Source organism: Kitasatospora phosalacinea, assembly GCF_030268885.1.
Taxonomy (GTDB): Bacteria; Actinomycetota; Actinomycetes; order Streptomycetales; family Streptomycetaceae; genus Kitasatospora; species Kitasatospora phosalacinea_C.
On sequence record NZ_BSSA01000001.1, the window covers coordinates 265,521 to 280,831 of the forward strand.

The window sequence follows — 15,311 nt, forward strand, 5'->3', positions numbered from 1 at the left end:
CGCCTGAGTTCGGCCCGGATCGGGGTGGCTCGTCAGCCGGGCGTGCGGTTGCTCAGCCAGTCGCGGGGGGAGGGAAGTTGGGCGGTCGGGGCGTCGGGGAGGAGCAGGGGGAGGCGGACCTCCAGGCGGCAGCCCGGGGCGTCGGGGCGGTCGGTGACCAGGGCCGATCCGCGGTGCAGGGCGGCCTGTTGGGCGACCAGGGTCAGGCCGAGGCCGGAGCCCGGGCTGTCGGGGCGGCGGTGGAAGCGGTGGAAGACGGCGGCGCGGTCGGCGGGCGGGACGCCGGGGCCGGAGTCGTCGACGGTCAGGCGGACGGTGCCGTCCTCGACGCGGAGGCGGACCTCCACCTCGGCGGGCCGGTCGGCCGGGCGGGTGGTGGGGCGGCCGTGGACGGCGGCGTTGGTCAGCAGGTTGGCGAGCAGGATGCGCAGGCCCGCGTCCCAGCCGAACACCCTTGCCTCCGACGGTAGTTCGGTGCGGTAGACGGTGTCCGGGTGGCGGCGGGCGGCCTCGGCGACGGCGGTGTCCACCAGTTCGGCGAGGTCGACCGGGCCGAACGCGGAGGCTTCCACCAGGTCGCCCCGGGCCAGTGCGGACAGGGCACTCAACAGGTCCAGCATCCGGGCGTGGTCCTGCTGCAACTCGCCCAGCACCTCGGCGCGTTCGTCCTCCGGCAGGTCCGGGTGCGCGGCCAGCACGTCCAGGTTGGTGCGCAGGCTCATCAGCGGGGTGCGCAGCTCGTGCGAGGCCGCCGAGGAGAACGACCGGGCGGTGTCCAGGGCCTGCGCGGTCCGGGCCGCCTGCTCGTCGTACCGGGACAGCAGCAGGGCGATCGCACCGGAGAGTTCGTCCACCTCGGCGGTGCCCGTCCGGGCGTGGGCGAACGCCGCGTGGCCGGTCCGCGGGTCCAGGGCGGCGGCCCGGCGGCCCAGGCGGCGCAGCGGCAGGGTGGCCCGCTCGGCGAGCGCGAAGGCGACCAGCCCCGAGAGCGGCGCCGCGACCAGCGCCACCAGCAGCACCCGCCGCCGCACCGCCCGCAGTTCGTCCGCGGGCTCCTCGGCCGGGGCCAGCACCCACAGCGTCCCGCTCGCGCTCCCGCTGTCCACCTTCACCGTCAACACCCGCCAGGCGGAGCAGTTCTGACGGACCGTCACGGCCTTCCCGCCCGGTTCCTGCGGGAGCAGCAGCGGATCGTCCGGCTGGGAACCCGCCGAGAGCAGCACCGTGCCGTCGGCGGCGGTCATCCGGACGCCCGCGTCCACCGCCGCGTCCATCAGCTTGCGCTGCTGGTTCTGCTCCACCTTCGGGCGGCCCCGGCTGTCCGCCGCGAGCAGCCCCCTGGCGTTCGGCAGGACGGCGGCCGCCCGGGCGCCCAGCTGCGCGTCCTGGCGGCGGTGCAGGTCCGTGCTCACCAGCGGCAGCAGCAGCACCCCGGCCGCCGCCACCAGCAGCGGCACCAGCACCGCCGCCCCGATCGCGATCCTGGTCGACAGCTTCACCGGCCCGCCCCGCCCTCGCCCGGCGCCCGCAGCACGAACCCCACCCCGCGCACCGTGTGCACCGTCCGGGGACGGCCGTCCGCCTCCAACTTCCGCCGCAGGTACGAGACGAAGGTGTCCACGGCGTCGCTGCGCACCTCGAAGTCGTAGCCCCACACCCGGTCCAGCAGCACCTCCCGGGAGAGCACGATGCCGGCGTTCCGGGCGAGTTGGGCCAGCAGCTCGAACTCACGCCTGGTCAGCCGCAGTTCGGTGTCCTCCCAGAACGCCTGGCGGGTCTCCGGGTGGATCCGCAGCGGGCCGACCCGGAGCAGGTCCGAGGGCTGCGGCGGGCGGCGGCGCAGCAGCGCGTGCAGGCGCAGCACCAGCTCCTCCAGGGCGAACGGCTTCACCAGGTAGTCGTCCGCACCCGCCTGCAACCCGGCGACCCGGTCGGCGAGCTCGTCCAGCGCGGAGAGCATCAGCACCGGGGTGTCGTCCGCCCGGGCCCGCAGCGTCCGGCAGACCTCCGTCCCGGAGAGGCCCGGCATCCCGACGTCCAGCACCAGCACGTCCGGCGGCTCCGCGGCGAGGGCCGCCAGCGCCTGCGCCCCGTCCGCCGCGACCGCGACCCGGAAGCCGCTCAGCCGCAGCCCGCGCTCCAGGCTCCGCCGGATCGCCGCGTCGTCGTCCACCACCAGCACCCGCCCGGCCGTCCCGCTCACCTGCCGCACCTCCGCCCAGACCGTACCGTCGCAGAGGGAGATGCGTGTCGGTGGGGGAGGGTTCCGGCGGCGGGCGGGAAGGTTCCGGCGGTGGGGTTCAGGCGGTGGTGCAGGTGTCGGTGTGGTGGCGCAGGAGGTCGTCGACGAGGCGGCGGACGTCGGCGGGCTCGACCGGGCCGAGGTTGAGGATGATCCGGAAGTAGAGCGGGGCCAGCAGGTGGTCGACGCCCTGGCGAAGGGTGGGGGTCGGTTCGCCGCGCTCCGCGGCCCGGGCCAGGATCGTGGCCAGTTGCTGTTCGCGCGCGGCCATCCGCGGGGTCGACCCGGGGCCGGGGCAGGTGGCGAGCTGGCCGACGGCGTGGCGCACCAGGGCCAGGTTCTCCGGGGCGGTGACGGAGGCCCGGCTGCGCTCGGCCCACTGGAGCAGGTCGGTGCGGAGGCCGCCGGTGTCCGGCGGGGCGTCCTCCGGGGCCAGCCGGGTGGCGGTGACGTCGGCCAGCAGGCCGTTGAGGTCGCCCCAGCGCCGGTAGACGGAGGTGGGGTTGACGCCCGCCCGCGCGGCGACGACCGGGATCGAGAGCTGTTCGGCCCCGCCCTCGGCGATCAGTTCGGTGACCGCCCGGTGCACGGCGGCGCACACCCGCGCGCTGCGACCGCCGGTGCGGCGGACCGGCTCGGCCGGGGGCGGTTCCGGGGACTGGCTGTTCACTCTTCCATGTTAAGGCAAAGTGATTCGCTTTAACCCCGAACGATCGCCTAGTATCCCTTAAAGCCAACCCTTTCGACTTAAGGGGTCACGCTTCCGGTCCCCGACCGGCCTGCCACCGAGGTGTCCATGCCGAACTCCCGCGGGCTGTCCCGCACCCCGGCCTTCTGGCTGGTCGCAGCGGCCCTGCTGCTGCTGACCTTCGCCGCCGCTGCCCCCTCCCCGCTGTACGTCGTCTACCAGGCCGCCTGGGGCTTCTCCTCCGGAACCCTCACGGTGGTCTTCGCCGTCTACGCGCTGTTCCTGCTGCTCGCCCTGACCACCGTCGGCAGCCTGTCCGACTTCCTGGGCCGCAAGCCGCTGCTCTACGGTTCGCTGCTGCTGGAGGCGGCGGCGATGCTGCTGTTCACCGGCGCGGACGGGGTCGGCCCGCTGCTGCTGGCCCGGGCCGTGCAGGGCTTCGCCACCGGCGCCGCGACCGGCGCCCTCTCGGCGACCCTGGTCGACCTGCAGCCGCAGCGCTCCCCGGGCCTCGGCGCCCTCGTCAACGGCGCGGCCTCCACCCTCGGCCTGGCCCTCGGCGCCTTCGGCTCGGGCCTGCTGGTGCAGTACGGCCCGGCCCCGCGGGTCCTGGTCTTCGCGCTGCTCGCCGCCGGGTTCCTGCTCGCCGTCGCCGCCCTGGCGCTGATCCCCGAGACCGCCGGACGCCGCCCCGGCGCCCTGGCCTCCCTGGTGCCGCGGGCCCGCGTCCCGCGACAGGCCCGCCGCGCCTTCGCGGTCGGCGCGCCGGCCCTGGTCGCGGTCTGGTCGCTCGGCGGCCTCTACCTCTCGCTCGGCCCCTCGCTCGCCGCCGGGGTCCTGCACCTGCACAACCACCTGGTCGGCGGCCTGGTGGTCAGCACCATGACCGCGGCCGGGACGCTCGGTTCGCTCCTGCTGCGCGGCCGCCCCGCCCGGACCACGCTCCGGTTCGGCGCGACCGCGCTGACCGTCGGCGTGCTCGGCACCCTGCTGGCCCTCGACCGCGGCAGTACGCCGCTGTTCTTCGCGATGACCGCGCTGGCCGGGCTCGGCTTCGGCGCGACCTTCCTCGGCGTGCTCTCCGGCATCGCCCCGCTGGCCGCCCCCGCGGAGCGCGCCGAACTGTTCGCGGCCGTGTACGTCCTGAGCTACCTGGCCTTCAGCGCCCCCGCGGTGGCCGCCGGGTTCGCCGCCCCGCACTTCGGCCTGCTGGCCACCGCGACCGGCTACGGCGCCGCCGTGGCCCTGCTCGCCCTGGTCACCCTCGCCACGACCTTCGTCCGCCCCCGCCCCGCCGCCCGGCCGAACCCGGTGGAGGCGGCCTGCCCGGCGGAGACCGGGGGGACGGTGCGGTCCTGAGCGGCGGTGCGGCCCCGGGCAGCCGGGCCGGGACCGCAGGGGCGGCGCGGGCCCGGGCGGCGACTACGGTTCGTCGTGCCAGGAGAAGGCGGTGATCCGCCAGCCGTCCGGGGTGCGGGCGAACTGGAAGGTCTTGGTGCCGGTGCCCTCGTACGGTTCGCCGTTCAGCAGGCCGGACTTGCGGTAGGTGCCGATCCGGCAGGCCACGCCGTCGGCGATCTCGGTGCGCTCGTCGACCTCCCACTCGTGGAAGTCGGTCAACCGGCCGTCGGAGAGCAGGAGTTCGCGCGGGGCGATGAACTCCTCGACGCCGTACGCGGCGTAGCGGGGCGAGGTCACCACGATCACGCCGCCGGGCAGCATCAGCCGCCGGAGCCGCCCGACGTCGGCCGGGCCGCCGTGCCGGTTGTCGAACGCGCCGAAGAACTCGGCGGTCAGCCGGTCGAGTTCGGCCTTGTCGGTGGGGGTGCTCGCAGGCATGATCCGCACCGTAGCACCGCGCCCCGCCGTGCGGGAGGGGTCGGCGACAGGAGGGAACCCGGTTGCCGGTCCTTACCGGGAGGGCCGAGAATCCGGGGCATGACTTCTGTGATCCGCCACGTGACCATCGACAGCCTCGACCCCTACCGCCTCGCCTCGTTCTGGTCCGAGGTGCTCGGCCAGCCGCTGCACGAGGAGGACTTCCCCGGGGACCCGCAGGCGTTGATCGAGGCCGCGGGGCTGCTGTTCGTGACGGTGCCGGAGGAGAAGGCGGGCAAGAACCGGATCCACTTCGACCTGCAGCCGCAGGAGCGCACCCGGGACGAGGAGGTCGAGCGGCTGGTCGGCCTGGGCGCGGTGCTGGTGGACGACCAGCGGCGCCCGGACGGCACGGGCTGGGTGGTGCTGGCGGACATCGAGGGCAACGAGTTCTGCGTGGAGCGGAGCGCGGCCGAGCGCGCGGCCTGAGGCCGGCCGGCCGTCCGGTCGTTCGTCGGGTCGGCCGTCCGTCGGGCCGCCGGAAAGAAGGGTGAATCCTTTTCGGCGGCCCGCGCCTCTTACGGGCACCACGCCGGACGGTGCACCAGGGCACCGGGCGGCACGGAACAGCCCGGAGGAGAAGGACATGATGGTCGTCGTCGCGGTCGGTGCGGGCGCGGTGCTGCTCTGCACCTGCGTGCTGGTGCTCAAGCGGAAGCGGGGGAGCCGTGGTTGAGACCGCCTGGCCCGGCGAGGAGGTGATCCGCGCGGCACGCGGCGGCGACCGGGACTCGCTGGCCGCACTGGTCGCCGGGGCGCACCCGAACGTCCGCCGGTTCGCGCACTCGCTGTGCGCCAGCCCGGAGGACGCGGAGGACGCCGCGCAGGAGGCGCTGATCGTCCTGTACCGACGGATCGGCATGCTGCGGGCCAGCGGCGCGCTCGCGTCCTGGCTGTTCCGGATCGTCCGCAACGAGTGCCTGCGCCGGATCCGGACGGCACGGCAGCCGGTCGCCGAACCCCCCGGTGGGACGGCGGCGGTGGCGGACTCGGCGGAGCAGGAGGCGCTGCGGCGGCTCGACACCGAGCGGGTCGCCACCGCGATCGCCGCGCTCCCCGCCGACCAGCGCCGGGTGCTGATCATGCGCGACCTGCAGGGACTCGGCGGGCGGGCCGTCGCCGACGCGCTCGGGCTGAGCACGGCCGCGATGAAGTCCCGGCTGCACCGGGCCCGGGCAGCCGTCCGGGCCGAACTCGGCGGCGTCCCGGGCGGTGTGCGGTGAGCGGGGGCGGTTCGGCGGGCGGGGGAGCGTCGAAGGGCGGGGGGTGGTGGTCCCCCGGGGGCGGGGCCGACTACGCGAGCGCCACCCTGCCGCGTCACCTGCTGCGCGGGGCGGTCGGGTTCGGTGCGGTCGGGGCGGGGCTGGGTCTGCTGCCGGTGCTGGGGCTGCCCGCGCTGTTGCTGGTCCCGGTCGGGTTGTTCGCGCTGCGGGGCTGCCCGATGTGCTGGACGATCGGGTTGGTGCAGACGCTCTCCCGGGGGCGGTGGCAACGTTCCTGCGCGGACGGCCGGTGCAGCATCGCGGCCCGGCCCGAGGACGCCGGGCGGTAGCGGGCGGATCATCGGATGAGCTGGCGGATCCGCCGGGTGGGGGAACGGTCGACGGTTCTGCGCCGCCCGGCCCGGACGGTCCAGCAGACTCGTCCCAGTCGGGCGGCGGACCCGTCCCGGACCCGCCCCGGCGGGGCCGTCCCGAAGCCGTCCGTCCCGAAGCCGTCCGTCCCGAAGTCGCCCGGCCCGCCCGGACGTCCGACGCACCGACCCGTCCGACCCACCCGTCCGACCCGCGCACCGCCCGCGGCACCGGCCCGCGGCACCCGTCCGACGCGTGCGCCGGACGCGCACCCCGAGGAGGACCCCGCCATGAGCCCCGCCACCGCGCACCGCCTCCCGGCCGGACCGCTCGCCGGGCTGCTCGAACGGATCCCCGCCCCCGCCCCCCACCCGCACGCCGACGCGCTCCGCGAGGAGGCCGTGCACTGGCTGTCCGGCACCGGCCTGCTCGACCGGGAGGGCGTCGAACGGCTGCTGGAGCAGGGCCACTTGGAGCTGGCCTCGCGCTGCTGGGGCGACCTCCCGCCCGGCCCCGCGCTGCGGGCCGCCACCCAGTGGCTGCTGCTCGGCTGGATCCTCGACGACCGGTTCGACCGGCACTGGCTCGGCGACCCGTCCGACGAACCCGACCGCACCGTCCGCGAACTCGCCGCCCTGCTCGGCCCGGAGCTCGACCCCGGCGCCACCCCGCCCGCCCCCGCCACCCCGCTGGCCCGGGCCTTCCGCACCCTGTGGCAGGACAGCATCGCCCTCGCCGGACCGTCCTGGCGCGCCCGCCAGACCGCCGACTTCCGCAGCTACCTGGAGAGTTCGCTCGACTTCCTGCGCCTGCGCGGCGCCACCCCGACCGTGCCGCAGTACCTCTCCCACCGCGACCAGGACGGCGCCACCCGCTGCGCCGCCGGGGCGGTCGAACTCGCGCACCGCCTCGACCTGGCCGAGCAGTTCCACCGCCACCCCCAACTCGTCGACCTGCGCACCCGGTTCGACCACCTGATCGGCTGGGCCAACGACCTCTGCTCCCACCGGGTCGAGACCGCCGCCGGGCACGGCAACAACCTGCTCAGCTCCCTCGAGGTGCACGAGCGCCTGCCCCGGGACGCCGCCGCGGCCCGGGTCGCCGCCCTCTGCGAAGCCGAGCTCACCACCCTCGAGTTCCTCGCCGAGGGCATCGCCCGCGGCTCCCACTGGCCGCCCCAGGTGCGCTGCTACGTCCGGGCGCTGGTCCGTTTCGCGCACGCGCTGCTGCACTGGAGCGCGACCACCGCCCGCTACCGCCCGCAGCCCGTCCCCCCGCCCCGGGGCCGCGAGTAGCCCCGGGACGGTCACCCGGTCAGAGCGCGGGCAGCGGCTCCTGCGCGTCCAGCCAGCGCGCCGGGACGCCGGCGGGACCGGTGCGGGCCGCGACCACGCCGCCCGCGACGGCGCAGGTGGTGTCCATGTCGCCCCAGCCCGCCAGGGTCTGCCACAGCGCCTCGGTGAGGTCGTCCAGTTGCCCGGCCGCGGACCAGAGCGCGAACGGGACGGTGTCCTGCGCGGAGACCGCGAAGCCGGAGCCGAGCACCGTCGCGGCGTGCCGCACGCTCGTCCCGGCCGGGAAGCGGGCCGCGATCCGCAGCCCGGAGCGGACCTCGCCCTCCGGGAGCAGACCCGCGACCTCGGCCAGGAACTCGGCCCGCCCCGGCGCCGCCGCCCCGCGCGAGCGCACCGCCAGCGCCGCGGCCAGTGCCACCGCCTGCGCGCCCGCCACCGCCTCCGGGTGCGCGTGCGTCGCGCGGGCGGAGCGCGCGGCCTGCTCGGCGACGACGCCCAGGTCGTCCGCGAACCAGGCGCCGAGCGGGGCGACCCGCATCGCGGCGCCGTTGCCGTGCGAGCCCTGGCCGCCGAACAGGGCGGAGGTGACCGCGAGGTGGTCGGCCCCGTCCTGCACCGCCCGCAGCACCTGGTGCATCGAGGGCCCGTACTTGCGGTGCGGGACGGCCGTGTACTCGGCCGCGAACTCCCGGGCCAGCGCGGCCGGTTCGACCTTGCCGTGGCTCTGCAGGTGCCGGGTCAGGACGAGCGCCATCGCGGTGTCGTCCGTCCAGTGCCAGGGCGCGGGGCGGACGGTCCGGGCCGCGAGCTCCGCCGAAGCCTGCTCCACCGGCGGGTGGAACCAGCGGTCGCCGAACGCGTCGCCCAGCGCCAGCCCCTGCAGGCTGTCCAGGGCGGGACGGGGGACGGGGCGGAGGGCGGACACGGGAAGCTCCGGGGGGAAGGGGTCGGTGGGGGCCGATTCTCCCGAGCGGAACGGGAGGTTCGCCAACGGATTTCCCCCGGCGGCCGAACGCCGGGTGTCGCCCGGTCGACGCCCCGGACGCCACCCGACTGGTACCAAAGGCTGATTCGCGGTCACCCATCGGACGGGGTTCGCTCGATCGTGGGCGGTTCGTGCTGCCGAACCGCCCCCGTGGGTCCAAGGTGGGAGCAGGACGCACTCGGAAGATCGCGTCCCGCTCGCCGCTCCAGGCCCGGGCCCGTGCACGCGCCCCGACGGACGCCGTCCGCCGGGCGTGCGCCCCCGGTCCCGCTGCGACGCGCTGAGCGGCAGGCCACCTCGCAGGGAGGCGAACCGATCTTCTAGGCTCGCTCATCGGTCCCCTGCCGCGGTGCCCGTCCGCACCGAGGAACGGAGACCGACGTCCCCGGGCCCCGGGCCGAGCCGGAGCCGCGGACCGAGCGAGGAGGACGCAGTGTTGCCCAGCCCCAGGTCGCACCGTACGCCGCGACCGAGCCCGACGCCGCGCAGGACCCCCCGGCCGCTCGCCCCACCGATACCGCCGAGTTCCCCGCGACCCGCCGGGGGTGAACGGTGAGTCCCCATACCGTGGCCCCCGAGCCGCACCCCGCCGAAGCACTGGAAGCACCGGGAACGCGGGAAGCACGGGAAGTACGGGAAGCACCGGGCGGAACACCCGCCGGAGCGCCCACCGCACCCGCACCCGCGGCCGCCACCGCCGCGGACCCCGCCGAACCGCCCGCCGCCGCAACGGCGGTGACCCCCACCGCCGCCCTGCCCGGCCTCCCGCGCACCCTCACCACGCGGGCCCGAACCCTCGCCGCGGCCGTCCGCAAGCGCTGCGCCGACCTCGCCCGGATCGAATCCCCCTCCGGCGACGCGGCCCGGCTCGACTCGCTCGCCGAGGAACTCGCCGCGGGCTACGCCGCCACCGGCGCCACCACCGTCCGGCAGCGCTGCGACCACGGCGACCACCTCGTCCTGGACTGGCCCGGACAGCAGGAGGACCTCCCGCACCTGCTGGTGGTCGGCCACCACGACACCGTCTGGCCGGTCGGCACCCTCACCGACTGGCCGGTCGAGGAGCGCGACGGGCGGCTCACCGGCCCCGGCGTCCTCGACATGAAGGGCGGACTCGCCCTGCTGGAAGGCGCGTTCGCGCTCCTCGCCGACCTCGGGCAGCGGCCGCACCGGCCCGTCCGGATGGTGATCGTCTCCGACGAGGAGGTCGGCAGCCCCGACGGCCGCCGCCTGGTCGAACGCCACCTGCGCGGCGCCGCCGCCGTCCTCGGACTCGAACCCGGACACCCCGACGGCCGTCTCAAGACCGCCCGCCGCGGCTCCACCCGGGTCCGGCTCACCGTGACCGGGCGCGAGGCCCACGCGGGCAACGACGCCGCCGACGGCGTCTCCGCGATCGACGAGCTCGTCGACCAGTTGATCGACGTCCGCGGCCTCGCCCGCCAACCCGGCACCGAACTCAACACCGGACGGATCGACGGCGGCACCCGCGCCAACGTCATCGCCGGACGGGCCGAAGCCGAACTCGGACTGCGCTTCGCCACCACCGAGGCCCAGCGCCGCACCCTCGACACCCTCGCCCACCTCACCCCCCACCGGCCCGGCGCCGACGTCCGCACCGAGGTCCTCTCCAGCCGCCCGGCCTGGCCCGAACGCACCGGCAACCCGCTGCTGCGCCACGTCCGCTCGCTGGCCGCCGCCCTCGGCCAGCACCTCGACGGCGCCCCCGCGGGCGGCGCGGGGGACACCAACCTGGCCGGGGCGAGGGGGCTGCCGACCCTGGACGGCCTCGGCGCGGTCGGCGGCGGCCCGCACGCCCGCACCGAACACCTGCGGGTCGACCAACTGGGCCCCCGCATCGCCCTGCTGGCCGCGCTGCTGGCGGTGCCGCTGCCCAGGCTGCGCGAGCGGTAGGGGGCGCGTGTATCCAGGGGCCCGGGGAACGGCGGGGCCGGGGCTGCTGCGGGTTCACTGCCGGTGCGTGCGGTGGCTTCGGGTTCCGTTCGGGCGGCCCGAAGCAGCACGGACCCCCGACGGGCTCCGGCCGCCAGCAGTACGGACCCGCCGTTCCCCGGGCCCCTGATCACCGCTCTCCGTGACCTCCTTGCCAGCGCCTGGGCGCTGTGTACAGAATGGAACCGACCGAACGGTCAGTCGGGAGGTGGGTCGTGGAGACGCAGGCTCAGGCGCAGGCGCAGTTCGACGCGGTGGTGGCCGCCGAGCAGCGGGTGGAGCCGCGGGACTGGATGCCGGACGCGTACCGGGCGACGCTGGTGCGGCAGATCGCGCAGCACGCCCACTCGGAGATCATCGGCATGCAGCCCGAGGGCAACTGGCTGACCCGGGCGCCCTCGCTGCGCCGCAAGGCGATCCTGCTGGCCAAGGCCCAGGACGAGGCCGGGCACGGGCTGTACCTGTACGCGGCGGCGGAGACCCTCGGGGTGGACCGCGCCGAGCTGACCGAGAAGCTGATCGACGGCCGGCAGAAGTACTCCTCGATCTTCAACTACCCGACGCTGACCTTCGCCGACGTCGGCGTGATCGGCTGGCTGGTGGACGGTGCGGCGATCTGCAACCAGGTCCCGCTGTGCCGGTGCAGCTACGGGCCGTACGCCCGGGCGATGGTGCGGATCTGCAAGGAGGAGTCCTTCCACCAGCGGCAGGGCTACGAACTGCTGATGACGCTGATGGCCGGGACGGACGCCCAGCGCGCCATGGTGCAGGACGCGGTGGACCGCTGGTGGTGGCCCTCGCTGATGATGTTCGGCCCGCCGGACGGCGCCTCGCCCAACAGCGAGCGCTCGATGGCCTGGCGGATCAAGCGGCACAGCAACGACGAACTGCGCCAGCGCTTCGTCGACATGACCGTCCCGCAGGCCGAGCACCTGGGCGTGGTGCTGCCCGACCCGGAGCTGGCCTGGAACGCGGAGCGCGGCAGCTGGGACTTCGGCGAACCGGACTGGTCCGAGCTGCAGCAGGTGATCAAGGGCCACGGCCCGTGCAACGCGCAGCGGATCGAGCGGCGCCGGGCGGCCCACGAGGACGGTGCCTGGGTGCGCGAGGCGGCCTCGGCGTACGCGGCCAAGCAGGCTGCGCGAGAAGGGAGTTCGGGATGAGCGGGGAACGGTCCTCCTGGCCGCTGTACGAGGTGTTCGTGCGGCCCCGGCGCGGGCTGAACCACGTGCACGTCGGGTCGCTGCACGCGTCCGACGACACGATGGCGCTGCTCGCGGCGCGCGACCTGTACACCCGGCGCAACGAGGGGGTGAGCCTGTGGGTGGTCCGCTCGGACGCGATCACCGCGTCCAGCCCGGACGAGCAGGACCCGTTCTTCGCGCCGAGCGGGGACAAGGTGTACCGGCACCCGACGTTCTACCCGATCCCCGAGGACGTCCCACACATCTGACGTACCGTCAACAACCTGGCAGGGAAGGCGACATGAGCGACGACCACGTGTACCTCTCGCTGGCCGAGGCGGGCCCGGGGCCGGAGGGCGAGGCCCGCTGGGCGTACGGCACGGGGTTCGCCGACCCGCTGCTGGGGGTGGACGCGGCGGCGCCGGAGGGGATCGACCCGGCCGACCTCGCCGCGTACTGCCTGATGCTGGGCGACGACGCGCTGGTGCTCTCGCAGCGGCTGATCCAGTGGATCACCCGGGCACCGGAGCTGGAGGAGGAGGTGGCGCTCGCCAACCTCGGCCTCGACCTGCTCGGCCAGGCCCGCCGCCTGCTCACCCGGGCCGGCCAGCTGGACGGCAGCGGCCGCGGCGAGGACGAACTCGCCTACTGGCGCCCGGAGTCCGAGTACCGCAACGTGCGACTGGTGGAGCTGGAGAACGGCGACTTCGCGCAGTGCGTGGTGCGGCTGCTGCTGTTCGCCACCGCCCGCGAGGAGCTGTACCGGCGCCTGGCCGACCACGCCGACCCGGTGCTGTCGGCCGTCGCGGCGCTCGGCGTCAAGGAGTTGGCGTACCACCGGGAGTACGCGGCCGCCTGGACGGTGCGGCTCGGCGACGGCACCGAGGAGTCGCACCGGCGGATGCGGGCCGCCCTGGACGCCCTCTGGCCCTGGCTGGAGGAGCTGTTCACCCCGCACGAGGTCGAACTGCGGCTCGGCGTCGACCCCTCGTCGCTGCGCGAACCCGTACTCGCCGCGCTGGCGGGGGTGCTGGCCGAGGCCACGCTGCCCGTCCCCGACCTCCCCGGCCGGGCGTACGTCAACGGGCGGGCCGGGCGGCACGGGGTGCACACCGAGGCGATGGGGCCGCTGCTGGCCGAACTGCAGGTGGTGGCCCGGGCGCACCCGGGGGCGACGTGGTGAGCACCCTGCTGGAGCGCGCCCGGGAGGTCGCCGCCGCCGTGCCCGACCCCGAACTGCCCATGCTCACCCTGGCGGACCTCGGCGTGCTGGCCGACGTCGAGGAGGCGGACGGGACGGTCACCGCCTGGCTGACCCCCACCTACTCCGGCTGCCCGGCCGTCGCCGAGATGGCCGCCGACGTGGCCCGCAGGCTGCGGGCCGCCGGGTTCGCCGAGGTGCAGGTGCGGCTGCGGATCGACCCGCCCTGGTCCAGCGACCGGATCAGCGCCGAGGGCCGCCGCAAGCTCGCCGAGGCCGGCATCGCGCCCCCGCACCCCGGCGGACTGCTGCAACTCGCCCCCACCAGGCGGGCGGTGGCCTGCCCGCAGTGCGGGTCCGCGGACACCGAGGAGCTCTCCCGGTTCGGCTCCACCGCCTGCAAGTCGCTGTGGCGGTGCCGCAGTTGCCGCGAACCCTTCGACCGGATCAAGGAGATCTGATGGCCGTCCGCCGCCCGCGGTTCCACCCGCTGCCGATCGGCACCCTGGAACGGCTCTGCGAGGACGCCGTCGCGGTCACCTTCGACGTCCCCGCCGACCTCGCCGCCGAGTTCGCCTTCCGCCCCGGCCAGAGCCTCACCCTGCGCCGGACGGTCGACGGCGCCGACGAGCGCCGCTCCTACTCGCTCTGCTCCCCGGTCGGCGGCCCGCTGCGGATCGCCGTCCGGGAGGTCCCCGGCGGACTGTTCTCGCACTGGCTGGTGAGCGAGGCCGAGCCCGGCGAGGTCGTCGACGTCCTGCCCCCCGCCGGGGCGTTCGCCGCCGACCCGGCCGAACCCGGCGAGCACGTGCTGATCGCGGCGGGCTCCGGCATCACCCCCGTGCTCTCCATCGCCGCCTCCGTCCTGGCCGGGCACCCCGCGTCCAGGGTCACCCTGCTGTACGGCAACCGGCGCAGCGACACCGTGATGTTCGCCGACGAGCTCGCCGACCTCAAGGACCGCTACCTGGACCGCTTCCAACTCGTCCACGTGCTCTCCCGGGAGAGCCGCGACGCCGAACTCCTCAGCGGACGCCTCGACCCCGACCGGGTCACCGCCCTGCTGACCGCCCTGGTCGACGCCCCCGCCGTCGACCACTGGTGGCTGTGCGGGCCGTACGGGATGGTGCTCGGGACGAAGCAACTGCTGGCCGAACTCGGCGTCCCCGCCGGGCGGGTGCACCAGGAGCTGTTCCACGCCGACGACGAGCGCCCCGAGGAGCGGCACGCCGAACCCGCCCCGGACGCCGCCGCCAGCGAGGTCACCCTCGTCCTCGACGGCCGCTCCAGCACCCTGGCCCTGCCGCGCGACCGCTCCGTCCTGGACGGCGCCCAACGCGCCCGCCCCGACCTGCCGTTCGCCTGCAAGGGCGGCGTCTGCGGCACCTGCCGCGCCCTGGTCCGCGACGGCGAGGTCGAGATGCGGCGCAACTTCGCCCTGGAGGAGGCCGAGTTGGCGGCCGGGTACGTCCTCACCTGCCAGGCCCGGCCGGTCTCCGACAAGGTCACCGTCGACTACGACGCGTGACCCTCAGGCCCGTTCGGCCACCGCGTCGATCAGGGCGGCCAGTTCGGCGGGGCGGGTGAACATCGGCCAGTGGCCGGAGTCCAGGTCGACGTACTCGATCCGCTCCATCCGGGACACCTCCGGCGCCGCGCCCTGCGCGACCCACTCCCGCACCTGCTCCGGCGGGGCCTCGGCGCACAGCATCGTCACCGGCACGCCGTACCGCCGCTCGTCCGACAGCCGGACCGGCGCCTGCGCGACCCCCGCCGGGACGGGGACGGCGTCCGCCTCGAACCGGGCCCGCGCCTCCCCGTCCAGGTCCGCGCTGGTGGGCCCCGCGAAGGGCTCCCACCCGGGGAACGGCACCACGCCGTCGACCACCGGGAACAGGTCCGCGTACGGGTGCCCGTCCTGGTGCGGGAAGCCGTCCACCAGCACCAGCCCGGCGACCTCGCCCGGCCGGGCGTCCACCGCCATCCACCCCAGCGAGCAGCCCGCCGAGTGCGCCACCAGCAGCGGCTTCCCCGCCGCCGCGTCCACCGCGGCGAGCACCGTCGCGAGTTGCTCCGCCAGCGTTGCGTCCGTCCGCCCGTCCCCCTGGCCGGGCAGGGTCAGCGGCACCGGGCGGTGGCCGCGTTCGGCCAGGGCGGGCACCACCGCGTCCCAGGCGGTGGAGCCGTTCAGCCAGAGGCCGCCGATCAACAGGACGTCCATGGGAGTCCCCTCCGTTCAACGGGGCCGCGAGCGGCCCGTTCGAGCAGGTCACCGTCCATGCTAGGAAGGGTTCAGGACGATCGGCTTCCG

17 protein-coding genes are annotated in these 15,311 nt (G+C 75.7%); 11 read left to right on the forward strand and 6 right to left on the reverse strand.

Annotated features, from left to right (window positions below):
• Nucleotides 1-32: 32 nt before the first annotated feature.
• The 3 genes from QSK52_RS01135 to QSK52_RS01145 form a co-directional block, all read right to left on the reverse strand.
• Nucleotides 33-1,499 (reverse strand): sensor histidine kinase, encoded by a 1,467-nt coding sequence (locus QSK52_RS01135; protein WP_285732438.1) that lies wholly within the window; start codon nt 1,497-1,499, stop codon nt 33-35.
• Nucleotides 1,496-2,212, reverse strand: coding sequence for a response regulator transcription factor (locus tag QSK52_RS01140; RefSeq protein ID WP_285732441.1), 717 nt, complete (start codon nt 2,210-2,212; stop codon nt 1,496-1,498). Before QSK52_RS01140 ends, QSK52_RS01135 begins: the two co-directional genes overlap by 4 nt.
• 88 nt (nt 2,213-2,300) lie before the next feature.
• The gene (locus tag QSK52_RS01145; protein ID WP_285732443.1) at nt 2,301-2,912 is read right to left on the reverse strand and encodes a TetR/AcrR family transcriptional regulator; all 612 of its coding nucleotides are present in this window, start codon (nt 2,910-2,912) and stop codon (nt 2,301-2,303) included.
• 126 nt (nt 2,913-3,038) lie between these two features.
• On the opposite strand from QSK52_RS01145, the gene QSK52_RS01150 reads away from it, so the two are divergent.
• The gene (locus QSK52_RS01150; protein ID WP_285732446.1) at nt 3,039-4,289 is read left to right on the forward strand and encodes an MFS transporter; all 1,251 of its coding nucleotides are present in this window, start codon (nt 3,039-3,041) and stop codon (nt 4,287-4,289) included.
• A gap of 63 nt (nt 4,290-4,352) precedes the next feature.
• Here the strand turns inward: QSK52_RS01150 and QSK52_RS01155 are convergent, their stop codons facing one another.
• Nucleotides 4,353-4,769: a DUF4440 domain-containing protein gene (locus QSK52_RS01155; protein ID WP_285732448.1), complete on the reverse strand. Its 417-nt coding sequence runs from the start codon at nt 4,767-4,769 to the stop codon at nt 4,353-4,355.
• Nucleotides 4,770-4,868: 99 nt separating this feature from the next.
• Between QSK52_RS01155 and QSK52_RS01160 the strand changes: the two genes are divergently transcribed.
• The 4 genes from QSK52_RS01160 (at nt 4,869) to QSK52_RS01175 (ending at nt 7,677) form a co-directional block, all read left to right on the forward strand.
• Complete coding sequence (locus QSK52_RS01160; RefSeq protein ID WP_285732449.1) at nt 4,869-5,237, forward strand: VOC family protein; 369 nt, start codon at nt 4,869-4,871, stop codon at nt 5,235-5,237.
• A gap of 239 nt (nt 5,238-5,476) precedes the next feature.
• Entirely contained in the window at nt 5,477-6,031 is a 555-nt protein-coding gene (locus tag QSK52_RS01165; protein WP_285732452.1) for an RNA polymerase sigma factor, read from the forward strand.
• Nucleotides 6,028-6,360 carry a hypothetical protein gene (locus QSK52_RS01170; protein ID WP_285732454.1) on the forward strand — a complete coding sequence of 111 codons (333 nt, stop codon included), beginning with the start codon at nt 6,028-6,030 and terminating at the stop codon, nt 6,358-6,360. Before QSK52_RS01165 ends, QSK52_RS01170 begins: the two co-directional genes overlap by 4 nt.
• Before the next feature lie 312 nt (nt 6,361-6,672).
• The gene (locus QSK52_RS01175) at nt 6,673-7,677 is read left to right on the forward strand and encodes a terpene synthase family protein (RefSeq protein ID WP_285732456.1); all 1,005 of its coding nucleotides are present in this window, start codon (nt 6,673-6,675) and stop codon (nt 7,675-7,677) included.
• Nucleotides 7,678-7,696: 19 nt separating this feature from the next.
• On the opposite strand, the gene QSK52_RS01180 is transcribed toward QSK52_RS01175, so the two are convergent.
• A complete protein-coding gene (locus QSK52_RS01180; RefSeq protein WP_285732457.1) occupies nt 7,697-8,602 on the reverse strand; it encodes an ADP-ribosylglycohydrolase family protein in 906 nt (301 codons plus the stop codon).
• Nucleotides 8,603-9,397: 795 nt separating this feature from the next.
• Between QSK52_RS01180 and QSK52_RS01185 the strand changes: the two genes are divergently transcribed.
• The 6 genes from QSK52_RS01185 (at nt 9,398) to paaE (ending at nt 14,528) form a co-directional block, all read left to right on the forward strand.
• A complete protein-coding gene (locus QSK52_RS01185) occupies nt 9,398-10,576 on the forward strand; it encodes a M20 family metallopeptidase (protein ID WP_285732460.1) in 1,179 nt (392 codons plus the stop codon).
• A 218-nt stretch (nt 10,577-10,794) separates the two neighbouring features.
• Nucleotides 10,795-11,778 (forward strand): 1,2-phenylacetyl-CoA epoxidase subunit PaaA, encoded by a 984-nt coding sequence (gene paaA / locus QSK52_RS01190; RefSeq protein WP_285732462.1) that lies wholly within the window; start codon nt 10,795-10,797, stop codon nt 11,776-11,778.
• Entirely contained in the window at nt 11,775-12,068 is a 294-nt protein-coding gene (gene paaB / locus QSK52_RS01195; protein ID WP_285732464.1) for a 1,2-phenylacetyl-CoA epoxidase subunit PaaB, read from the forward strand. Before paaA ends, paaB begins: the two co-directional genes overlap by 4 nt.
• A gap of 32 nt (nt 12,069-12,100) precedes the next feature.
• Nucleotides 12,101-12,982 (forward strand): 1,2-phenylacetyl-CoA epoxidase subunit PaaC, encoded by an 882-nt coding sequence (gene paaC, locus QSK52_RS01200; protein WP_285732466.1) that lies wholly within the window; start codon nt 12,101-12,103, stop codon nt 12,980-12,982.
• The gene (gene paaD, locus QSK52_RS01205; protein WP_285732469.1) at nt 12,976-13,461 is read left to right on the forward strand and encodes a 1,2-phenylacetyl-CoA epoxidase subunit PaaD; all 486 of its coding nucleotides are present in this window, start codon (nt 12,976-12,978) and stop codon (nt 13,459-13,461) included. Before paaC ends, paaD begins: the two co-directional genes overlap by 7 nt.
• On the forward strand, nt 13,461-14,528 hold the full coding sequence (gene paaE / locus QSK52_RS01210; RefSeq protein ID WP_285732471.1) for a 1,2-phenylacetyl-CoA epoxidase subunit PaaE: 1,068 nt from the start codon (nt 13,461-13,463) through the stop codon (nt 14,526-14,528). Before paaD ends, paaE begins: the two co-directional genes overlap by 1 nt.
• A 3-nt stretch (nt 14,529-14,531) precedes the next feature.
• Here paaE and QSK52_RS01215 read toward each other — a convergent pair whose 3' ends face one another.
• Nucleotides 14,532-15,221: an alpha/beta fold hydrolase gene (locus tag QSK52_RS01215; RefSeq protein WP_285732473.1), complete on the reverse strand. Its 690-nt coding sequence runs from the start codon at nt 15,219-15,221 to the stop codon at nt 14,532-14,534.
• Nucleotides 15,222-15,311 lie beyond the last annotated feature (90 nt).